Origin of the sequence: Pseudorhizobium banfieldiae (assembly GCF_000967425.1) — a bacterium.
Lineage (GTDB): Bacteria > Pseudomonadota > Alphaproteobacteria > Rhizobiales > Rhizobiaceae > Neorhizobium > Neorhizobium banfieldiae.
Genome location: NZ_FO082820.1, coordinates 328,833 through 346,351, shown reverse-complemented (window position 1 = coordinate 346,351; position 17,519 = coordinate 328,833). Strand labels below are relative to the sequence as shown.

Annotated in this window: 12 protein-coding genes and 1 pseudogene; 11 read left to right on the top strand and 2 right to left on the bottom strand. The window is 58.8% G+C overall.

The features are described from left to right. Positions 1–370: 370 nt before the first annotated feature. Together NT26_RS23325 and NT26_RS01620 are read left to right on the top strand one after the other, a co-directional pair. Positions 371–448, top strand: a pseudogene (locus NT26_RS23325) (hypothetical protein); the annotation flags it as partial. Positions 449–491: 43 nt separating this feature from the next. Further along, positions 492–2,036: a site-specific integrase gene (locus NT26_RS01620; protein ID WP_244467655.1), complete on the top strand. Its 1,545-nt coding sequence runs from the start codon at positions 492–494 to the stop codon at positions 2,034–2,036. Positions 2,037–2,196: 160 nt separating this feature from the next. On the opposite strand, the gene NT26_RS01615 is transcribed toward NT26_RS01620, so the two are convergent. After that, positions 2,197–3,147 (bottom strand): hypothetical protein, encoded by a 951-nt coding sequence (locus tag NT26_RS01615; protein WP_052637058.1) that lies wholly within the window; start codon positions 3,145–3,147, stop codon positions 2,197–2,199. A 536-nt stretch (positions 3,148–3,683) separates the two neighbouring features. Between NT26_RS01615 and NT26_RS01610 the strand changes: the two genes are divergently transcribed. Next, entirely contained in the window at positions 3,684–4,799 is a 1,116-nt protein-coding gene (locus NT26_RS01610; protein WP_052637057.1) for a PGN_0703 family putative restriction endonuclease, read from the top strand. Positions 4,800–4,978: 179 nt separating this feature from the next. Here NT26_RS01610 and NT26_RS01605 read toward each other — a convergent pair whose 3' ends face one another. Continuing rightward, positions 4,979–9,370, bottom strand: a complete 4,392-nt coding sequence (locus NT26_RS01605) for an NACHT domain-containing protein (protein ID WP_052637056.1) — start codon at positions 9,368–9,370, stop codon at positions 4,979–4,981. 211 nt (positions 9,371–9,581) lie between these two features. Here NT26_RS01605 and NT26_RS01600 point away from each other — a divergent pair, with 211 nt between their 5' ends. The 8 genes from NT26_RS01600 (at position 9,582) to NT26_RS01565 (ending at position 17,519) form a co-directional block, all read left to right on the top strand. Continuing rightward, a complete protein-coding gene (locus NT26_RS01600; RefSeq protein ID WP_152338556.1) occupies positions 9,582–10,133 on the top strand; it encodes a hypothetical protein in 552 nt (183 codons plus the stop codon). A 50-nt stretch (positions 10,134–10,183) separates the two neighbouring features. Further along, positions 10,184–11,305 carry a hypothetical protein gene (locus tag NT26_RS01595; RefSeq protein WP_152338555.1) on the top strand — a complete coding sequence of 374 codons (1,122 nt, stop codon included), beginning with the start codon at positions 10,184–10,186 and terminating at the stop codon, positions 11,303–11,305. 90 nt (positions 11,306–11,395) lie between these two features. Next, on the top strand, positions 11,396–11,890 hold the full coding sequence (locus NT26_RS22610; protein ID WP_152338554.1) for a hypothetical protein: 495 nt from the start codon (positions 11,396–11,398) through the stop codon (positions 11,888–11,890). A 507-nt stretch (positions 11,891–12,397) separates the two neighbouring features. Next, entirely contained in the window at positions 12,398–13,474 is a 1,077-nt protein-coding gene (locus NT26_RS01585) for a transporter substrate-binding protein (RefSeq protein ID WP_052637052.1), read from the top strand. Next, complete coding sequence (locus tag NT26_RS01580; RefSeq protein WP_052637051.1) at positions 13,471–14,082, top strand: ANTAR domain-containing response regulator; 612 nt, start codon at positions 13,471–13,473, stop codon at positions 14,080–14,082. The genes NT26_RS01585 and NT26_RS01580 overlap by 4 nt, the downstream gene beginning before the upstream one ends. Next, on the top strand, positions 14,057–14,956 hold the full coding sequence (locus tag NT26_RS01575) for an ABC transporter permease (RefSeq protein WP_052637050.1): 900 nt from the start codon (positions 14,057–14,059) through the stop codon (positions 14,954–14,956). Before NT26_RS01580 ends, NT26_RS01575 begins: the two co-directional genes overlap by 26 nt. Further along, positions 14,956–15,876: an ABC transporter permease gene (locus NT26_RS01570; RefSeq protein WP_052637049.1), complete on the top strand. Its 921-nt coding sequence runs from the start codon at positions 14,956–14,958 to the stop codon at positions 15,874–15,876. The genes NT26_RS01575 and NT26_RS01570 overlap by 1 nt, the downstream gene beginning before the upstream one ends. A gap of 26 nt (positions 15,877–15,902) precedes the next feature. Beyond that, entirely contained in the window at positions 15,903–17,519 is a 1,617-nt protein-coding gene (locus NT26_RS01565; RefSeq protein ID WP_052637048.1) for an ABC transporter substrate-binding protein, read from the top strand.

Below are 17,519 nucleotides of genomic sequence, written 5' to 3'. Positions count from 1 at the left end.
AGCCAAGGTCGCGGAGATCCAGCCTCAGCCCTGAGCCCCTGGATTGGAAATTATTGCCGATCGTTAGCCCTGTTGACTGATGCCCAAACCCGGGGCACTAAGGTGGCATCCATGGTCGCCCGCGGCAGGAAAATATAGGGAAATCAATGGCTATTTTTATAAGCTATTGAAATCATGTGAGAATCCAGGTTCCCCAGCCATCTTCCTTTTAACTCGCTGAAATCGTTCGAATGCCTCACGCCCACGTCGGCGGAAAACGGCATTTTGCTACAATCCGCTGCTACAAAAACCACCGTCTCGGTGGCTGGCGGAACCATTGGCAATATCGAACGTCGTCCGCCGTGGCGGTACCTATCATTTCCGGCGAGCCGTGCCGGTCGAGCTTCGAGAGCGCATCGGCAGACGCGAACTGGTCCGCAGTCTCGGAGCCTGCAACGCGAAGACTGCCCGGCTGCTTTCAGATCAGCTATACCGGGAATCAGAACAACTCTTTGAACTGGCTCGCCGAAACCCGATGCTCTCAGACGATCAACTTGCCCACCTCGTGCAGCATTTCTATGCCCTTGTGCTCCAGAAGGAAAAGTCCCACCGAGCCAACGGCCGATTTGTCTCCGAAGAAACAACGTGGCGCGCGGGCCGAATATTGGCGCATAATCGCTGACAAGGTTCGCAAGGCGCTCGGTGCGAACGCGCTGCATGATGGAAGCTGGACCGCCATCGAAGCCGCAAGGCTCCAAGGCTTGAAATGGGCTGACCTCGACACCGAGGAAAGGCATCAATGCGCCGAGGCGGTTCATCGCGCCGGTATCGAGCTCGCGAACGCCTTGGCGGCACGGTACGAAGGCGACTTCAATTTCGAGCCGAAAGACAAGCTGCTGATCCGCGCCCTTCGCGAAGATGCCGCCGCTTCGCCTGCATCGGTATCACCATCGCCAAAAGCTGAATCAGCAACGAAATCCGGGCCCATGTTTTCGAAGGTCTATCCAGATTTCGCTCAAACGCAGGTGGCGCGTGGCGACTGGCGTCAGCAAATGGCCAGTCAGGCGGACGCCACCTATCGACTATTCATGGCCATCTGTGGCGACCGCCCTCTATCCGACTACAGCCGCGCGGATGCCCTGACGTTCCGCAAGACAGCAGAAAAGATGCCATTCGACTACGGCAAGGCGGCGATCTATCGTGATCTTGGCCCCGCCGAGATCATTGCACGATACGAAGCCTTGCCGCAGGAAAAGCGCTCACCCCTGCTGACGCAAAAGACGATCAAGCGGCATTTCTCGGCATTGTCGAAGCTCTGGTCGGAAGCGATTTCCGGCGGCGAAGTGACCACCAACATCTTCTCCGGCTTCAAGTTCACGAATACGAAGCGGGCCAGCGACGAGCGCGATATGTGGGATGCGGACGAGCTCAAAGCCCTGTTTTCCTCGCCCATCTGGACCGGCTGCGCAAACGAACGCCAGCGCAGCATGAAAGGCGATCAATTGTTCAAAGACGAAAAGTTCTGGGTTCCGCTCATCACCCTGTTCAGCGGAATGCGGCTCGAAGAAATCTGCCAGCTCCAGACCGATGACATTCGCGAGGAAGACGGTATCGCCTATTTCGACCTGAACGACCGCCCGCCCCGCCAACTGAAGAACAAAAACGCGGTGCGAAAGGTGCCGATCCACTCCGAATTGATCCGGCTGGGTTTCCTCAGTTATGCCGAGAGCTTCGGGAAGCGCTCTTACGCGCTGTTCCCGCAACTCAAGCCGGGCGGCGCAGATAACAAGTTCGGTCACGCGTTCTCGAAATGGTTCACCCGCTATCGCCAGCAGATCGGCGTCTACCGAAAGAATCTCGATTTCCATTCGCTCCGGCACACGGCGACGACGTGTATGCATCAAGCGGATGTGAATACGATGGTTATCGACCACCTGACCGGCCACAGCACGACCGGCGAAACCGCCCGCTATACGAAGGGATCGGCCTTGAGCCAGTTGGCGGCGTCCGTCGAGACGATACGGCCACCGCTGGATTTGCACCATCTGCATCGCTAGCGGGTCAGAGCTTCATTTGACGTCGAAACCGAATTTCCATGTCCGGTTACGGGGTTGCGCCCCCTCCTAAAATCCAGAGTCCAAGCGGAGATCTAACCGATTAAGTTAATTCACTGTTTCTGGGATGCCCGTTCACTCTTCTTGCCGTGACGTTCCAAAATCAGATCTGGAGCGTTTCCAGCAGCATGTCTCGTCGCTTCCGCGCCTCCCGCCGCTCGCACTCTCCGACCTCCCAACCGCTATAGATTTCCTCGAAACGGCCATCGTCATACCGGGACACAAAGCCGGCACGTTTCTGCTCAGCTTCGTTGAGACGATGCGTGATCCCGCAGAGTTGACCGGCTTCGATTCTTACTGGGGTGCAGTCATTGGGATAGGGCTTAAAAATCTCACGTGCCGTATATATCGGGTCTTTCTGACCACGCATAACTACGTTTTCGCCTGTAGTTTTGATAATGTACCGGAACAGTTCGACCTGCCGATCATAGCGTCGTTCGGCACTCGAAGGATGCCTCGTTCGGAATGCAATTCCATTCGCTTGAGCGATACCGGGCGACTTCAATCGCCACCATGACCAGGTCTTCTCCTCAAATGCCTTCACCGCATATTTCGGGACAACGCAGAGGACATGCATGTGGACCCCGTGATCGCGGGCATACTCCACTACCCCCATCCAATAATGCGGATGGTCTACCCTCACCAAATCACAGCGGCTGACGCGGTGTGCTCGCCCGCCTTGCCGGTCTGGCCGGGCTGCCTTGCGAGAACCATCGAAGAGGCATCGGTTCAATTCCTTATGCCAATGCGGCATAAGTGTCAGGAACTCCTTGCAATCGGCAAAACCGAGGCTGGACGCGGTTAGCGTCACATGCACATTGAAATAAAGGCCGGTCTGCCAAGTCAGAAAGGACATGGCGTTGTAGAGCCGTCGCGGCTCGTCCACGAGCAACGTCCAACGATGCCGGGCATGCTTCCCCGTCGCGACCGGCATGCTGCAATAGAGTTCCATCGCGAAACCCGGCTCGAAGGAATCGAAGTCCACCTCGACAACGGAGCCATAATCTGCACTTGAAACTGATGGGAAGTCCTGCAAGCGATCTTGATATGCCATCGGACATATATCTCCATGTTGATCGCAATCACACTTGGGGCGTTTTCGCTGCAAGCGATTGCTTGCAGATATAGTTTTCAGGCGGCATTTCATGCACGAGTGCAGCCAAGAATGTGACACTGTTGCCGGGGCGCACCACCTCAAAAGACCGACGTTCCAGGAGAGATTTCCGGACTTCCGGCTACCGGGACGAATCTCCTACGCACCCCCTCGCAAATTGAAACGCTATGCCAGATGCCGTTCGATCCCCTGTGAACATGCTGTTCGGCCAGCGATATTCACTTATAACCCCCTCCGGAAATAGGGATAGAACTCCCGGAGTGCGCTCCTGCACTCCTCTTCCCTCTTCCCTCTTCCCTCTTCCCTCTTCCCCTTCCCCCTTCCCTCTTCCCCCCTCCCTCTTCCCCCTTTCCCTTCTCTCTTCAATCCGCACTCACAGCCTCTTCACTTCGCCCCTCCCGCTCTGTTAACTTCTCCCACTCATCCGGGAAGCTCTCCGGGACCGCACTTCGGTGGTCGCCAACCGGAACACTTGGATGACATCGACAGCACATTCCCCCATCGCCGACGCCCGCACCTCGCCGGGCTCCACCCTCGACCCTTCCGGGCTGGGCTCCGTCCCTGCTTTGCCCATCGTCCCGGAAACGATCCTGCGCCAGCACCGGGCCTTCATTTCGACCGATAATCGCTTCCGCGCCGCCGCCCGACTTCTGCAAGCCCTCTGGCGCGAAGATCGCAACCTGCCCATCGGTGTTCATCCCGGCAGGGAAGGCAAAACCCGCCGCCTCGGCTCCTCCATCGCCGTCTCGGCAGGCATGACCGGGGCGAACTTCATTCATCCCGCTATCGCCCGGCTCGCCAAACGCGAAATGATCTATCGCGAGGCAGGCGCGGCCTATGACGACGTTCGCCTCCTGACCAACCTACTTTCGTCCCAGCCGCTGGTCTTCAATCTCTTCGGCCCCCTGAAACTCGACCTCGCCACGGCGACCGCCGTCTTCGACGCACTCGCGCCGGGCTTCATGACGGAAATCAGCGAAATCCTGTTCGAGCACTCGCCCGGTCGTGGCGATCTTCGTTTCAGCGGCGACGGCACGGCCTTCGATATTCTCGTTCGGGGATTTGGCCCGACCGGGCAGCGGCGCTTCATCGCCATCGAAGTGAAATACAGCGAGAGCGGGCAAGAGGCCCTGCCGCGCTTCTCCGGTCGTTATGACGACATCGCTCCCGGCTCCGGCCTCTTCATCGACGCCACGAGCCCCACCCTCCGGACAAATCCGGTACAGCAGCTTTTCCGGCAGATGTGCCTCGCCCATACGATGATCGAAACCGGGCTGCATGACGAGGGCCTGCACCTCTTCATCGCTCCCGCCCTCAACACACCTGCGCAGCACGCCGCGACCAGCTTCGTCCGGCACCTCGCATCACCGCAGGAAGGCAGATTGCCGTTCATGGCCGTGACGCTCGAAAGGTTCATCGAAATCCTCGCGGATGTCGGCACGACGGGCCATGCGCGGGCGCTTCATCGCCGCTATTGCGACTGGTGGCTGATCGACGGCGAACTAAATCTGGAAGACGCCTCCGGTTGCGATGATGATGGTTTCGCAAGACCGGCAGTTACGCCGGCCGGGGAGATGGGATCCGCCGCTTAGGCCCCTCTACCGCGCAGTACATGTTCCATATCGTAAGTCATTGTATAGGCTTACGATATGGCTTCCGCGGTTGCAAAATAGGAGGCTTCCGCTTCCAATATTCCTTGATTTCCATCATTTCTGGCTCCCTTGCGAAAGCAGCTGGGACGGGGGCTGCAATCGCAGTTCGGCTACTTCCTTCACTTAGCAAGCGCTTCTTGCGGCTCTTTTGAAGCATCCTTACATTGACGGTTCCGTGACTTTGCACGTTCCGTCGACAAGCGCGGCTGGAGATCCAGGCCTCGCACAAGCAATCGCAGGCTGCCGCCCATTTCCTCCTCGATCCGAACAGCCTCGGCATTCAACATGTCAACAAGACCAGCCAAACTCAGTGCCGTACCATTATCGGGGTGCTGCCAGGTTCGAGCGGAATTCACGGTGATGAGCAAACAGCCGGCACGGCTGTTCTCCGCCGCCATGTACTTCGCAACAAGCTGGCCTTTTATCGTTGCCTTGAGGTCGGCTGCTGAGCGGCCTTTTTCGCCGATCTTCAGTTCGATGATAGCCTCATGTTCCGAGCCAGTAGAGCGCAAGCGGATATCGGTTTCTTTTTCGTCCGCCGTCACCGCTTCCTGGTCAACTGTGTAGGCACCTTTGGCACCAGAGCGCAGTTCGCGAGCGATCTGCTGGCGCATGATTTTCTCATCTTTGATGAGCGCCCAAGCTGCTCGGGGAGAATCGTCGCGCAACAGAGTATCGTCGATGTCGTCCAGCCGATCGACCATCAGGATAAACATTTCGTCGCGCGTCAGTGGCGGCAGTTCGCCATAACGGTCCAGTGCCACTATGTCGGTCTCGGTGAAGGCAGCGGCATCCGCCTCCTCTGCAGCACGCTCGCGGGCCATTGCTAGTGCCCGCTCCTTGAAGCCGGCGAAGAGTGGATCGTTAGCCAATCGGAGTTTCATTGCCCAGCTGTCAGGCCCTGTCGTCGACAAGAGCGCGTTGACAATATTACTTCGGCCGCGTTCCGCGTGATCACGCGCATTGGGCGTGAAACTGCCTTCTCGTTTTAGATCGTCAGACGGGCGGACATACTGATAAGCAAGACGTGCGAGCCGTAGTAGCAATTCTGGGGTGAAGGTGGATGCGGACAGATAGGTCTCACGATCACCATGTGGATTGCCAAAGAGTGATCCGAACCACTCTATTGCTGGGCCGAACTTCGCCGGCGACTGAGCCTCGATGATTTTAGCAAGCGCATCGATCCCGTCTGCCGGGCTTAGACGCATAAGAACCGGCAACCAGATACCGTCCACGCTATCATGCGCACCACTTGCTATTTCGCCCTTCGCAAGTGCATGGATGTGAGCAATGATATCAGCGTCGCCATGCTGAACCAGAATTCTTAGCACTTGCTCAAGCCGGTTCGCACGAACCGACTCGGAAGCTGCTTGCCCTACGCGCCATTCCCCTTGATCCAGCCAAGCAAGCAGACGCGGCACGAACAGTTGTGCGACGGACAAAGGCGCATGCCGGATACCTTGCAACATACCGGAATGGGCGGTAGCCGGATCGCTAAGCTCGATCGTCAACTCCGTTCCAAGTACGGCATCGACGGCCGCCGGATGCACAGCGGCGAAACCTTCGAGCCAAGTTGGAAAACCGTTTAGCTCAATGGGCACGTATCTTAGCGCCAACTCGGCGTCATCCTGACTAAGGTTTTCGGCCCAATTAGGATCTTCGGCTTCTGCGGTAATTCCCGCCAAACCCAGCTGCCATCGAATCAGAAAGGTATCCTTCTCTTGCTCCGGCCGTTCGCTCCGTAATGTTGGGCGATCCTTACGCCAGAATGCCATCACAGCAAGGCGCAGCCGGTCAGCCACTGTCTTGTTGAAATGCCTTTCGATGAACCGTCGGTTCCACCCAGAGGCTCGACTTTCATTGCCGCTCTGTTCCATTGCCCGCCAGAGACCCCAGGCGGTGTTATCGGAACGATCGGACGCGAAGACCTCGTCAGGATTATTGACGATCTCTCTCCAAAACATCACCCAACTGGCATGGGCTTTCATATCTCGGCGCTCGTCATGCTCCCGCCGCTTAGCCTGCTCGCGTTCCCACCGTCTATTTTTTTGGCTTGCGAGGCTCGGGTTAGAAAGTTTCTCAAGACGCTCAATTAGCTCCGGACGATCCGAAACGTGAAGCTTCAGAGCTGAAAGATGGTCGGCCCATTCAACGTTGTCGTTGCGGGTACCGATAGCCGCCTCAAGCATCATCGCGCGATCGTCGGCAGAGCGAGTGCGGTCCGCGAGGGCTTCGAGGACCCACTCCGCATCTGCAGCACCTAGAACGACAACTGCACCATAAAGCGCCAAGCGGGCATACCGGTCGAAAGGATCACTTCTTGAATCATAAGCTTGCAGAAGCTTGTCGTCTGCCTCGAAAATGGAGCGCCGGATGGCCGGCGGGGCAGAGGCAATTGCGGCTGCTAACTGCTTAGCGGGCTCAGTGTGATCATACTCACGTTCTGCGAGTCGTAATGCAACCGCGATGGATCTGAATAGCTCCGGTGTCGTGACATCGTTCCGTAGCTGACGCAGACAGATTGAGGCTAGTGCCGGCAAGAGATACTGCCGTTTGCTGGCGAGATTTGGCCATTTCTTTTGGTCCCAGACGACGCCTTCAAGTGCCAGTTCGGTCACTCTTTCACGCAGGGCGCCGAGTTCATATGGCGGTAGGCTCACATGCTCGATAAGGCGCGGGAACTGCCACGAGATATCACCTACAGAACGTTTTTTCTCCGAAATCCGCGCAAGTACCTCGCCGAGTTGTTCTATAGAGAGATGGGCGGGAAACAGGCGCATGAGCGCAGCGCGTGCTAGGCGGTCGGACCAAAGTGACGGGTCGCTGACCAAGCTATCGCCGACTTTGGTAAGACGCGGATCAGGCAAACTTATCAGCGCCTCCAATGCATCGATCCGCTCGTTATCAGGCGCAGTACCATCCATTGCGACGCTATGGGCAATGTCGGCACATTCGTTCATCTTCCCCAGACCGATCAGGTCCAGTAGCACTTCGCGGATCTCCGGATTTTCGACCCCGAGGTTCCAAAGCCGCTTGACCTCAGAATCTAGGGAGGCGTCTGCGAAGCGATGAAGCTGTATAGCCGGCACGCGCAGTCCTCGCCAACCGCCCTTACCGTGGCGCTCGACATAGGCGCGGAGGGCGCGCTGGCGCTTCAAAGGAGAAAGCGTCTCAGGGTCGCCGAAATTCAACAGAACGTCTGGTTCTCGCTTTAGCACTTCTTCGAAAATCGCATCATCTCGTAGCGCCATCCAAGCGGAGACAGGCCGGAGCGATGGCTTAAGCACAGTGCCACCTTGTGCAGTGGTCGTAAAAAGGATGCGCTTGATCGATCGGGAAGACACCCCTCGCTCCCTTAGCGCGAGAAGATGCTCAGAAGCGAGATACTCTATCACCGAGCGGTGGTGGAAGCGCACACGGCCATAGGACGCAAAGCCAAAAAGTGGGCGCTCCAGAAGCGTCGTGCGTTCGTCTGAGGTCCAATCATGTAAAATCAGCTCAGGATCAAGCGGCGCTTCTGCCGGATCGCCTTCGCGGTCAGCTTCGGCACTATGGCGCAAGGTCAGCTTTCGACTGAGAGTGGCAGCTAGAGCCAATCGGCAGGCACCTTGCAATGCCCTGTCCGCAGACAAAGCCGCTCGCTCCTTCCGATCACTCCTTGGCTTCAATTTCACGGCGATGTTGCTCGCCACTTGATCAAGATGTGAACGAATGCGGCGATGAACTCGCCAATCGGCACATAGCTCAATCAGGTCTTGCGGGCGGCGCACGAATTCCTCGGCATTTCGCTGCCGGATATCGGCGAGCAGGGCATCAGGTTCATCTACGCCTTCTTTGAGTGCCATCTGTACAATCTGGGCATTGGACAGGGGCAGCAATGCAACATTCCGCCAATCTCGCTCAAGCCTCTCTTCGGACGACTTCTGTGCTCGACGCGCCATGGCGATATCGGCGAAATCCTTCTCGGTCGGAGCCTCCTCAGACTCATCGGGCACTGGCAAGAGCTGTCGGAATAACTGTTCGTCGATGGGAACAGGGCGAGATGTGATAACCACCCGGATCCGCCCGAGCTGTCCCTCAACAGCCTTCGCCAAGCGTTTCAGCGCCTGCTCGAAGGAACCGAGGCTGAGTTTCAATTCATCGATGGAATCAAGAAAAAACGTTGCGACGTCAGATTGCGAAGCATGCCAGGCGTTGAAGCGGACTTCCTCTTCATGCGAGAGAAGATCTCGCAGATTGCTACGTGCAAGGTCGGCCAACTCAACATAAAAAGCAGGCTCACCTGATGCCCACAGGGCCCGCTGCTGCGCTCGGCACTCATAGGTTTTGCCAGCACCAGCTTCGGAGATGATGAGGATGCGTTTCGATTTTAGAAGGTCATCCCAATTTGAGCCCTTGTGCCACCCCAAATCCATGAGAAACGCTGTCTGTTCCGCTTCCGTTTTCTTGTTGCCGGGGATGTCCTGGAAGCCGCGCTCAATGTCGTCGTGTGTTTCAAGTTGGGGTGCCATCAAGTTTCCTCTCCCACCGAGACAGAACATAACTACAACCTGGGCGTTAATCTACCTCACTGCAGCATCGTAGGCACAAAGGAACAGGTACACCTCTTCATCGCTCCCACCCTTATGTGCCGCTGATCGACGGGCAGCGGCAACGCCCTTCGCCGGGGCTGAAAAGTCTGGGCTTCATCCGCTCCTTGTGGGCGATCCGACAATTATCGACGTGGAGATCGCGCTGACCCGGACGGGGACAAAAAAAGCGGCCACGCAGCAGCAGGACCGACTTGACGCAGCCGTCATCCGGAACACTAAGACCGGGCCGGAGGTCGTTTTCTGCGAGGCCAAGCACTTCACCAATATCGCATTACGAGCCAACGGAGATGGCTTGCCTACCGTCATCGGCCAGATCAAGGACTACGAGAGAGCGTTGACGCGGTACGCCAACGCATTGAAGGAAGGCTATGTCGAGGTCGCCAGCGCCCTCGTTCGCATCAATGCGATGAAGAAGCTGGTTCGCGGCGGTGATGCGCCCGCGGTTCATCAGGCCATTCGCCAGATTGCGGGGAACGGCACTCGCCCCGTCATCGACACCAAACTACACCTTCTCATTTTCGGCTTCGCCAAGGCCCAGCGTGACAATCCGCGTGAAAAAAGCACCTTGAAAAGCTGGAAATCCAGCTTGGCGGGCGGGTTCGCGCCATCGGCAACCGACGCGCCAGTCTGTGGCAATCCCGGTAACAGGAGTGATTTCTTCGCGGAAAGCCGCAATTTGTAAGTGGCTGAACTGAATATAGAGGGCGGTTCGCCACCCAAGGGGGCCGCATCATGAGAAATCACGAAGCGGGCCCCATGAACGTCATCGTCTATTTTCGGCAGAACGGCGGAACTGCCGCCAAAGATTATCCCGTGACGACGCATTGGGCCGAAGACGAGAACGGAATTCCCGCTCCCCTGTTCAGTGCGTTCGACACCGGCCAAGCGGACACGTTTCCCCCGGAAATCCTGTCACAGATCGAAGCCGTCAACCCTTGGCTGGCAGCCCGGCGCGGCGTCGTCGCGGCAACGTTCACCGAGATCGAGATTGGTTCACCCCGACGCCCTGCCTATGGCGCTGCCCGCAAAGCGGCAATTCATGAACGGGCCGTACTTCTGGTCACCACGAGCGAAGCCGTCGCCGGACAGGAGTTTTCCCCCGCTTCGCAGGATGGGGTCGAGGTCATTACCCTGCCAGCCCCGAAACTGGCCGACCAACTTCGCGAGACCGCGTCAGGAAGAACGCCCGTCGTGTTCTACCTTCGCGCCGGGCCGCAGGGACCGGAGGCAGACACTCTTCTGGCAAAGCAGCGGGACGGAATCCAGAAAGCAAACATTTCCGACAATGTTCTGGCCGAGTTCATGGAGCAGGAAACGGTAGGTTCGACGGAGCGCCCGCAATTGGCGAAGGCTCTGGAATTATGTCGCCAGCACAAGGCGCTTCTCTTCATCGGCACCACAGACGCCATCGGAGATGGCGAGGAATTCCAGCCGGATTTCACCTATGTTTCCTATGAGGTGGGCTATCGCAAAGCCTATGAATGGCCGGACCTGATCGCGCTTTCCGCCTGTCCTTTCCCGGTTGCCCTGCATTTCGGCAAGCAATGGGTCCACGGCAACATCCCGCTCTACCTCGCCAATAGCAGCGGAAGCGACTTTGTCGCCGCCAGCGTAACTAGCCGTGGTTCAACCTTCCTCGGCGGCGAACTGACCGAAACGACGCTTGGAAACAAACGCCTTGGTCCTGTTCCCGCAGGCCAGGCGCGTTTGGTAGAAGCCTATGACGTCTATTTCGAGGGAGACTTCCTGATCGAATATCGCATTGACGCCCGTTTGGCCGACGGTACGTCGTTAACCGGGCGGGCTTTCGTCAAGGGCATTCCGGCAAGCCGCTGGCTCCTGGTTGGGCCTTGACCTTTTCAGAAGCTACGCCTTAGGCGAATCTTCTAAGACACTTGATGTCAACCGCAGAACAGAAGAATACCCCAAGGATGGAGAGCGCCAATGAAACACCGCAGATACCGAATTGCAGCCCTCGTGTTAACGCTGTCAGCTATCCAATCGAGCGCTCAAAGTCGCCCTCAGGATTATTGGCACTACGTTGCCGAGAGCAGAGTGCTATACTCCTGCGATAACCTGGACTGGGAATTCGAACCCGAACTAAATGGGTCCTCCAACGCATGCCTGGCATTCAGTTGTGATTACAAATCTCCAACAATGACTATCCTTACTAGAGATTACTCGGGACCTGTCACAATCAAAACAAAGGAAAGCGAAACTCGCGTTGTCGCCTCCAAAACCATGGAAGAAAGGGATTTCGCCGATTTCTTCGCCATGCACGCCAAAGTGATCGTGCTCGACGGGACACAGGCTCTCGGTGAAGAGGTCGCCAGGGATTGGACAATCACCACGCCTAATCGCAGTTACGAGTTCCTTTCGCCGAAAACCGGCGAGGGCGCAGAGGTCGCGTTCTCGAGGTTTTCCGATGACTGCCTTTAGGGAACGGCCCCGAACTGTGCTACAATGAATTGCTACATTTCTTAGAGCAATTTCAGTAGTGAGGCATTGATTTCGTTGAGTTTACGGCTGCGCAATCTGGATAGTGTAGGGTCCAGGTTCCCCAGCCAATCTCTCTAAAAAGCCCTTACTTTTCCTTGATTTTCCAGTCTCGCTGGATCCCGTTTTGGGTCATTCGCGACCTGATGCCCGGAACTGTAGGTGCCGGGTCATGCTTCGCGCCTTGCTCTGTGGCGTCAGCACATGACTGCTGCGCCTCGCGAAGGCCTCCTCAGCCCATGCGGATCACAGAAAAAGGGCAACTGCCCATTTGTTGCGCAGGGGAGCCTCCACGAGATGCTATTGTGCAAATTCAGCGACCGATTTCGCAATTAAGCTTCCAATCTGGAATCCGCAGCGCTAGACTGATATTAAATAATCGGCATTCGAGCCCCGTATCGATCGCGCTTCCGGCGCGCATCGCCCGGGGCTTTTTGTATTGGGGCTTTGATGAAGCGAGTCGTAGACATAGGCCTTCTTCTCTCCGGCAGCGGCATGTATGCGGCGCTTGCGGGCGCGAGCCGTGCGGGGGTGCTGAGGGGCGTCGACGAGGTGAATGCCGATCCCCGGCTCGATGTCTCCTTTCGCGTCGTCGAGCGGGATCCCGAAGGGCGGCTCGACCGCTATGCGCCGCTCTGCCGGGAAATCCTGAGGGAGTCCGGGGCCCGGCACATCTTCGGCTGCATCACCTCGGCGAGCCGCAAGGAGGTTATTCCCGAGCTCGAGCGCTTTGATGGGGTCCTCTGGTATCCGGTGCCCTACGAGGGTTTCGAGGCGTCCGAACACGTTGCCTATATGCATGCCTGCCCGAACCAGCATCTGCTGCCGCTTCTGGAGTGGGCGCTGCCGTCGCTCGGCAAGCGGGCCTACCTCGTCGGCTCCAATTACATCTGGGGCTGGGAAATGGCCCGAATTGCCCGCGAACGGGTTATGGCGGCAGCTGGCGAGGTGCTGGGCGATCGCTATCTGCCCGTGGGCGACACCGACCTTGATCACATCATCCAGGAAATACGGGTCCTGAAGCCGGACTTCATCCTGAACTCGCTGGTGGGAGACAGTTCCTACGCCTTCCTTGCGCGACTGGCGGAGCTGAAGCAGGAAGCGGAATTCGACAAGGGCCCCACGGTCCTCTCCTGCAACTTCACCGAATGCGAGATCACATCCGCAGGTGAAGCGGCCGAAGGACTGGTGTCGGCAGGGCCGTGGTTCGAGCCAAACGGCGGCTCCGGCGGATCATTCCACGAGATGGCCCGTCAGTCCGTGCACGAACTGGCCAGCTTGTTGCACGGCCGCCCTCGCGCAGAAGTGCTTCCACTGCCGGAACTTCTGCGCTCCGCGATCAGCTCCGGCCATAAGCCGAGACTTGATCCTGAACATCATCACGCGCGCCAGCCAACCATCATCGCGCGGCTGGAGAACGGCCGCTTTCGCGAGATCAAGCGCCTGCCGACACTGCGCGCAGATCCCTATCTCACCGCCCGCTCGCATTCCCTCCAGGGCGGCCCCTGGCTGAAAGTGGTGCCATGACGCGCATCAGGACCGAGAACCTTGGCGGAGCGACAGCCTGGATCCTGCACCGGCCCCACCCGTCGGTGCAGGGCCTGATCCGGCAGCTCGGTGTCATCGGCCTGGAGGCTCGCGAGGCCTGGCCCGAATTGTCCGCCGAGGCAATTGCGGCGGACTTCATCTTCTATGATGCAGACATGGGGCACGACGAGCAGTTCCCCTGGTCGCCAGGACAATCCCCGATGCCGATGATCGCCCTGATCGGGTCGGAAGCGCCGGGGCGTCTTCGCTGGGCCATGGAGATGGGCGCGCATGCGCAGCTGCTCAAACCCATGAGCGACAAGGGCGTCTACGCCGCCCTCCTCGTCGCACGCAGCAATTTCGATCGCGCCAAGGCATCGGAAGCGCTGATCACCGATCTGCAGAACCGCCTGTCGGCGCGACAGACGATCGTGCGTGCGGTGATGATTTTCGTGATGCAAGGAAAGACCGAGGCGGAGGCCTATGACCTTTTGCGCCAGACCGCGATGACCTGGCGCGTGACTATCGAAACCGCCGCGGAGCGGCTGGTGGCCAATCATTCGAACGAGAGGGGCACCGACGATGGCAGACGCATCGACCTCGCCTGAACCCTTGGTGGCGCCGGCAGACGGACCTTCGATCCTGCGCAGGCTGATGAGCCGCAAGCTTGCGCTCCTGGGATTGCTGATCGTGCTCGTTTGCGTCGGCGGCGCACTCTTTGCCGACTGGCTTGCCCCGCACGATCCCTATGAGCAGTTCTTCGACGGCCTGACGCTGGAAGGTGCGCCGCTACCGCCAAACGAGACGTTCTGGTTCGGGACTGATCTCCTCGGTCGCGACCTGTTCTCCCGTGTTCTCTATGGCGCACAGACCTCGCTGATCATCGGGCTTGTAGCCAACGGCGCGGCGCTTTTTATCGGCACGCTCGTCGGCGTGACGGCCGGCTACTTCCGGGGCTTCATCGGCGCGGTGCTGATGCGCTTCACCGACCTGATGATGGCGTTTCCTGCGCTGCTGCTGGCGATCTGCCTTGCCGCCATCTTCTCGCCGTCGCTGTGGATCGTCGCGATGGTGATCGCCTTCGTGAATTGGGTACAGACCGCACGCGTGATCTTCACCCAGACATCGTCGCTCGCCGAACGGGATTACATAGCAGCCGAGAAGACGCTTGGCGCCGGCCACGGCCGCATCCTGTTCAAGCACATCCTGCCGCATCTCATCCCAACCCTGATCGTGTGGGGCACGCTCGGGATATCCACGACCGTCCTGCTGGAGGCCACGCTTTCCTTCCTCGGCATCGGCGTTCAGCCGCCGATCCCGTCATGGGGCAATATTATCTTCGAAAACCAGACCTACTTCCAATCCGCGCCCTGGCTCGTCTTCATCCCGGGTGCAGCGATCCTGCTGCTCGCGCTGGCCTTCAACCTGGTGGGGGACGCACTGCGCGATATCCTCGACCCGACACAGCAGGGGCGTGACTGATGGCCGCCTATATCCTCAGACGCCTCATCCAGTCCGCGCTAATCCTGCTCGGCGTCTCGTTCATCACCTTCGTGCTGCTCTACGTCTTGCCGGCGGACCCCGTCCGCCAGATCGCCGGCCGTTCGGCAACGGCCGCGACCGTCGAAAGCATCCGCCAGCAGCTCGGCCTCGACCAGCCGTTCCTCATCCAGTACGGCAATTACCTCCTCAACCTCGTGCAGGGCGACTTCGGCCGATCCTACCTGCAGAAGACCGAGGTGGCGCAGCTTATCGCGTCGCGCCTGCCGGCCACGCTGCTGCTGCTGGTGGCCGCCATAACCTGCGAACTTCTGATCGGCCTGCCGCTCGGCATTATCGCGGCGCTCAACCGCGGAAAGGCATTGGACAACGGTCTGATGCTGACCAGCTTCCTGACGGTCTCTGCTCCCCAGTTCGTTGTGGCGCTGCTGCTGCTCTTCGTCTTTGCCGTGAAGCTCGGCTGGTTCCCCATCGGCGGCTATGGGACTTTCTCGCATATCGTCCTGCCGGCGCTCACGCTCGGCATACTCGGCTCCGGCTGGTATTCGCGCATCATGCGGTCTTCCATGGTGGATGTGCTGCGCGCCGACTTCATCCGCACGGCACGCGCCAAGGGCCTCGGCCGCAGCAAGGTTATCCTCGGCCATGCGCTGCCCAACGCCATCCTGCCGATCATAGCGATGATCGGCATCGACATCGGAATCTTCATGTCGGGCATCGTCGTCGTGGAGAGCGTCTTCGGCTGGCCAGGTATCGGCCAGCTCGCATGGCAGGCCATCCAGCGCGTCGACATCCCGATCATCATGGGCGTCACGCTCGTCTCAGCCTGCGGCATTGTCCTCGGCAATCTCATCGCCGACCTGATTTCGCCGCTCATTGATCCGCGCATCAAGCTGCGCTGAACCGCCAACCCACAGGAGTGAAGCCTATGAAGAAGCTTATCCTTTCCACCGCACTGGCAACGCTGATGGCGCTGCCTGCACTTGCCCCGGCGCAAGCCCAGGAGGCCAACCACGGCGGAAACATGATCGTGACCTACAAGGACGACGTCGCCACGCTCGATCCTGCCATCGGCTATGACTGGCAGAACTGGTCGATGATCAAGTCCGTCTTCGATGGCCTGATGGACTATGAGCCCGGCACCACCAACCTTCGCCCCGGCCTCGCTGAAAGCCACGACATTTCCGAGGATGGCCTGACCTACACCTTCAAGCTGCGTCCGGGCGTCAAGTTCCACAACGGCCGCGAACTGGTCGCCGACGACGTGGTCTATTCCATCAACCGCGTCATCAATCCGGCCACCCAGTCGCCCGGCCAAGGCTTCTTCTCCATGATCGAAGGCTACGACGAAGCCGCCGAAGGCAAGGCCGAGACGGTATCGGGCGTTTCTGCTCCCGATGCGACCACGGTCGTCTTCAAGCTGTCGCGTCCCGACGCAACCTTCCTTCACATCATGGCGCTGAACTTCTCCTTCATCGTGCCCAAGGAAGCCGTCGAGGAAGCCGGCGCCGACTTCGGCAAGAAGCCTGTTGGCACCGGCGCGTTCAAGCTGACCGAGTGGACGCTTGGCCAGCGGCTCGTATTCGAGAAGAACGAGGATTACTGGATCTCGGGCGTTCCCTATCTGGACAGCTTCACGGTTGAAGTGGGCCAGGAGCCTGTAGTCGCCCTTCTGCGGGCGCAGAACGGCGAAGTCGACATCCCGGGCGACGGCATTCCGCCCGCAAAGTTCGTCGAGGTCATGAAGGACGAGGCGCAGGCGAGCCTCGTGGTCGAAGGCGGCCAGTTGCACACGGGCTACATCACCATGAACGTGACGCAGGCTCCCTTCGACAAGGTCGAGGTGCGGCGTGCCGTCAACATGGCGATCAACAAGGACCGCATCGTCCAGGTCATCAACGGCCGCGCCGTTCCGGCAACTCAGCCGCTGCCGCCCTCCATGCCGGGCTACACGGAAGGCTACGAGGGCTACAAGTACGATCCGGAAGGGGCGAAAAAGCTGCTTGCGGACGCTGGCTATGCGGACGGCTTCGACACCGAACTCTTCGTCATGAACACCGACCCGAACCCGCGTATCGCCCAGGCGATCCAGCAGGACCTGAAGGCAATCGGCATCAATGCGTCGATCAAGTCGCTGGCCCAGGCTAACGTGATCGAGGCCGGTGGCGCAGGCACCGCGCCGATGATCTGGTCGGGTGGCATGGCATGGATCGCAGACTTCCCGGATCCGGCAAACTTCTACGGTCCGATCCTCGGCTGCGGCGGTGCGGTCGAAGGTGGCTGGAACTGGTCGAAATACTGCAATGCCGATCTCGACAAGCTGGCAGCCGATGCAGACTCCATCGTCGATCCGGCAAAGGTGGACGAGCGTATGGCCAAGTGGTCCGAGATCTACATGAAGGTCATGGAAGATGCGCCTTGGGCACCGGTCTTCAACGAACAGCGCTTCACGCTGAAGTCCGCTCGCATGGGCGGTGACGACGCGCTCTATGTCGATCCGGTTTCGATCCCGGTCAACTACGACTACGTCTTCATCAAGGAGTAA

Bases quoted from the DNA above. Each gene is read 5' to 3' on its own strand.
- NT26_RS01615 (WP_052637058.1), bottom strand. From the start codon at position 3,147: ATGGCATATCAAGATCGCTTGCAGGACTTCCCATCAGTTTCAAGTGCA.
- NT26_RS01610 (WP_052637057.1), top strand. From the start codon at position 3,684: ATGACATCGACAGCACATTCCCCCATCGCCGACGCCCGCACCTCGCCG.
- NT26_RS01605 (WP_052637056.1), bottom strand. From the start codon at position 9,370: ATGGCACCCCAACTTGAAACACACGACGACATTGAGCGCGGCTTCCAG.
- NT26_RS01595 (WP_152338555.1), top strand. From the start codon at position 10,184: ATGAGAAATCACGAAGCGGGCCCCATGAACGTCATCGTCTATTTTCGG.
- NT26_RS22610 (WP_152338554.1), top strand. From the start codon at position 11,396: ATGAAACACCGCAGATACCGAATTGCAGCCCTCGTGTTAACGCTGTCA.
- NT26_RS01585 (WP_052637052.1), top strand. From the start codon at position 12,398: ATGAAGCGAGTCGTAGACATAGGCCTTCTTCTCTCCGGCAGCGGCATG.
- NT26_RS01580 (WP_052637051.1), top strand. From the start codon at position 13,471: ATGACGCGCATCAGGACCGAGAACCTTGGCGGAGCGACAGCCTGGATC.
- NT26_RS01575 (WP_052637050.1), top strand. From the start codon at position 14,057: ATGGCAGACGCATCGACCTCGCCTGAACCCTTGGTGGCGCCGGCAGAC.
- NT26_RS01570 (WP_052637049.1), top strand. From the start codon at position 14,956: ATGGCCGCCTATATCCTCAGACGCCTCATCCAGTCCGCGCTAATCCTG.
- NT26_RS01565 (WP_052637048.1), top strand. From the start codon at position 15,903: ATGAAGAAGCTTATCCTTTCCACCGCACTGGCAACGCTGATGGCGCTG.